The 2,922-nt window shown below is 69.2% G+C and carries 5 protein-coding genes and 1 pseudogene; 4 read left to right on the top strand and 2 right to left on the bottom strand.

Annotated elements, in window-relative coordinates; genetic code table 11:
• Both HUK84_RS14025 and HUK84_RS14020 read left to right on the top strand, forming a co-directional pair.
• Nucleotides 1-487, top strand: a pseudogene (locus HUK84_RS14025) (hypothetical protein); the annotation flags it as partial.
• Nucleotides 480-737: a hypothetical protein gene (locus HUK84_RS14020; protein WP_176640843.1), complete on the top strand. Its 258-nt coding sequence runs from the start codon at nt 480-482 to the stop codon at nt 735-737. The pseudogene HUK84_RS14025 and the gene HUK84_RS14020, both read left to right, overlap by 8 nt.
• 59 nt (nt 738-796) lie before the next feature.
• Here the strand turns inward: HUK84_RS14020 and HUK84_RS14015 are convergent, their stop codons facing one another.
• Entirely contained in the window at nt 797-991 is a 195-nt protein-coding gene (locus HUK84_RS14015; protein ID WP_176640842.1) for a hypothetical protein, read from the bottom strand.
• A 184-nt stretch (nt 992-1,175) separates the two neighbouring features.
• Here HUK84_RS14015 and HUK84_RS14010 point away from each other — a divergent pair, with 184 nt between their 5' ends.
• Both HUK84_RS14010 and HUK84_RS23565 read left to right on the top strand, forming a co-directional pair.
• A complete protein-coding gene (locus HUK84_RS14010) occupies nt 1,176-1,316 on the top strand; it encodes a hypothetical protein (protein ID WP_176640841.1) in 141 nt (46 codons plus the stop codon).
• A gap of 14 nt (nt 1,317-1,330) precedes the next feature.
• Complete coding sequence (locus tag HUK84_RS23565) at nt 1,331-1,459, top strand: hypothetical protein (RefSeq protein WP_281362817.1); 129 nt, start codon at nt 1,331-1,333, stop codon at nt 1,457-1,459.
• Nucleotides 1,460-1,485: 26 nt separating this feature from the next.
• On the opposite strand, the gene HUK84_RS14000 is transcribed toward HUK84_RS23565, so the two are convergent.
• Nucleotides 1,486-2,868, bottom strand: a complete 1,383-nt coding sequence (locus HUK84_RS14000; protein ID WP_317135293.1) for a glucoamylase family protein — start codon at nt 2,866-2,868, stop codon at nt 1,486-1,488.
• Nucleotides 2,869-2,922 lie beyond the last annotated feature (54 nt).

Raw genomic sequence — 2,922 nt, 5'->3', positions numbered from 1 at the left:
GGCCGCCCGGCCGGTGCGGCTGCTGGAAGGCGCGGTGGTGGTCGCGGCGGGCGGGGCCGGGCTGGCGCTTTATATCCTGTTCCTGGACCGGATGCTGGGCGACGGGCTGGCATTCGCGCATGTGCAGGCGGCGTGGGGGCATCAATGGCGCCTGCCGGTCCTGTGGATCTGGAAGGGATTTACCCGCGGGCGCTGGGTGCATCTTGCCATCGCCGCATTGCTGGAAATCGCCCTGATCGTCTGGGGATTTCGTATCCGCTGGCGGCTGGAGGCCGCGATCGTGCTGGCGACCTTCCTGCTGGCATGCAGCGGCAGCATCATGTCGATCCATCGCATCGTCCTGGCCAATCCGTTCGCCATGATCCTGCTGGTGCGCCTGGCCTGCGCCGCCCCGCCCCGCTGGCGCCGGCCGCTGATCCTGCTGTGCCTGATCCTGGACGCCGCCCTGGCCGAGAACTGGCTGCAAGGGGGGCACCTGCTTGTCTGAAAATTCCGGGATGCCGATCCCGCCGCCGGCAGGCACGGCACGTGCCGCGCGCGGGCGCCTGGGTGGGCTGGCGCTGGTGGCGCTGGCGTGCGGGATGGTGGATCTGCTGGGCGTCTGGCGGGCAGTCCATCCCCATGCCGGGGCGTCCTACCGCCGCCTCTATCTGGAATCCGGGGTAATCGCCAACGGCGTCACCCGGGCCGTCGGTTTGGCTCCGGGCGCGCCCCGTCCCGGCATGCGATCCCGATAGGGACGGACGGATCGCGGCGGGCGCGCGGCCCGGGCCATCCGTCCGTCAGGCGGCTCGTGTCAATGCGTGGCGGCGGGGGGCGGGCATTTCGTGAACTTGCCCTTGGCATCGCGGCATTTCTCGGGCTTAGGCTTGGGACAGGTGATGAACTTGCCCTTCGCGTCGCGGCAGGGCGTGGCGGCCGAGACGGGTGCGGCCGCCGCGCCCATCAGGACGGCGACCGAAAGCGCGGCCAGGAACGGACGGAATCCCATGTGGAACAATCCTCTACGGTGTTGACGACCGACCATGCCAGTCCGCGGCCGCCCCCGGCAAGGGGATGTCGCGCCGGCCGGCCGTCCCGCCGCGCGGATCGTCAGGATGTGATGCGGCGCCCGATTGCCGGGCCATGCGCCGCACCCATCTCCATGACATGGCCTTCTGAAGCTGGAGGCAGCCATGTTCCACCTGAATGTCCATGGGCCGAAACCGCCCGCGCGTCCCGCCCATGATCTTGGATACTGGACCGTGATGGTCGTGGGGCTCGCCCTCGTTCTTGCCCTGTACGCCACCGTCCTGCTTTTCGGACAGGCCTGGTGATGTCGGAGGCCGCCATGCCTGGCCACAGGCCCCGGCACCGTCAGGATTTCGACCTGCTCTACTGGGTGGTCGCGTTTTCGACGGCCGTCGCCTGGGTGGTGCTCTATGCGCTCTGCGTCGCTATTCTGTACCACGTGTTCTGAATTCCGGCCCGGCGGCGCGTCCGATCCTAACCATGACCATGGGCGGACACGTCGCCGCGCGCCTGGCGTTGCAACCCGTCCAGCCAGCCGCCGGTAAAGCCCGCGCGGATCAGCCCGGCGCGGATATAGGGATTCTTCTTCATCGTGGTCCAGACCAGGCCGCTGCGCCAATTCTCGATCATCAGCAGGATGGGCCCCTGGTCGATGCCGAATTGCTCGGTATCCGCCCAGAAAGATGCGCTGCCGGGCGATGCGCCGTGCGGCGCGCCGCCGGCGAAGCTGGGATTGAACGCGTCGACGAAGCCATAGCGGTCATAGACGCGCGTGCCATAGCGCGCTTTCATCGCCTCCAGCGCCGGCAGGGCGATTTCCGGGGCGAAGGCGATCGACCCGCCGGCCGCAGTGGGGGCGATGGTGCCGTCGTCCGAGACATAGTCCCGCCCGGCGCCCCGGGCGCTATAGGCCAGGAAGCTGCGGCTGCGCCCGTCGACTGTCCGGGTCGCGATGCCCGGCCCGTTGCATGCGGTCAGGCCCCAGATGTCGGGGCCGTAATCGCGCCAGCCGCCGGGATTGGCCTGGGCATAGGCCCGCTGGGCATAGGTCGCGCGGCGACTGTTCTCGAAATAATCCAGATCGTGGTCGCGGCTCCATCCGTCGCGGATGCCGCGGAAATCGATCCAGGATTCGCTGTATTGATGGCCGAACAGCGGGGCGAAGTTCAGCAGGGTCTGCCCCTGGAAACGCCCCCATTGCCGCGCATAGGTGCCGGTCCAGGCCTGCCAGGTGCCGCCCGGCACCGGATGGGTGGGCGAGGCCAGGGCCAGCAGATAGATCAGCATGCCCTCGTTATAGCCGTCCCAGTCATTGCGCAGGAACCGGCCCGCCGGCGTCCAGCCCATGGCCAGCAGGGGCGCGCGCCTGCGCATCCAGGCCCAGTCCACCCGTCGGTACAGCCGGTCGGCCAGGCGCCGGATCGCGCGCTCGGGCGGCGTGTCGCGGTCGTAATAGGACTGGGCGAACAGCACGCCGCCCAGCAGCAGCGTGGTGTCCACGCTGGACAGTTCCGACCAGCGGGCAAAGCGCACGCCCCGCCGCGGATCGAGAAAATGGTAATAGAAGCCGCGATAGCCGGCGGCCCCATCCTCGGTCGCGTTCTGCGGGGCGGCGGCGAAGAAGCGCAGGGTGGCCAGCGTGCGCGCCACCGCCTGCGCGCGGGTGACATAGCCGCGCTCGGCCCCGATTCCATAGGCCGTCAGCCCAAACCCGACCGCGGCAATGCTGGCGAAGCGATCGGGCGAGGGATAATGGTCCGGGATCAGCCCGTTTTGCGGGTCCGCGGCATCCCAGAACCAGGTGAATGTCCGGTGCTCCAGATCGTCGACGAAGGCACGGTCGGCCGCGCCGGGCACGAAGACGCCGGCCGGCCGCGCATTGCTCTCGGCGGGGCTCCCGACGGGGCTCTC

The sequence above is a fragment of the Nguyenibacter vanlangensis genome, from assembly GCF_013376155.1.
Taxonomy (GTDB): domain Bacteria; phylum Pseudomonadota; class Alphaproteobacteria; order Acetobacterales; family Acetobacteraceae; genus Gluconacetobacter; species Gluconacetobacter vanlangensis.
This window is presented reverse-complemented; position numbering and strand designations above follow the sequence as displayed.

What these genes read in the sequence shown, in the direction of transcription:
- HUK84_RS14015 (WP_176640842.1), bottom strand. Translation starts at nt 991, where the DNA reads ATGGGATTCCGTCCGTTCCTGGCCGCGCTTTCGGTCGCCGTCCTGATG.
- HUK84_RS14010 (WP_176640841.1), top strand. Translation starts at nt 1,176, where the DNA reads ATGTTCCACCTGAATGTCCATGGGCCGAAACCGCCCGCGCGTCCCGCC.
- HUK84_RS23565 (WP_281362817.1), top strand. Translation starts at nt 1,331, where the DNA reads ATGCCTGGCCACAGGCCCCGGCACCGTCAGGATTTCGACCTGCTCTAC.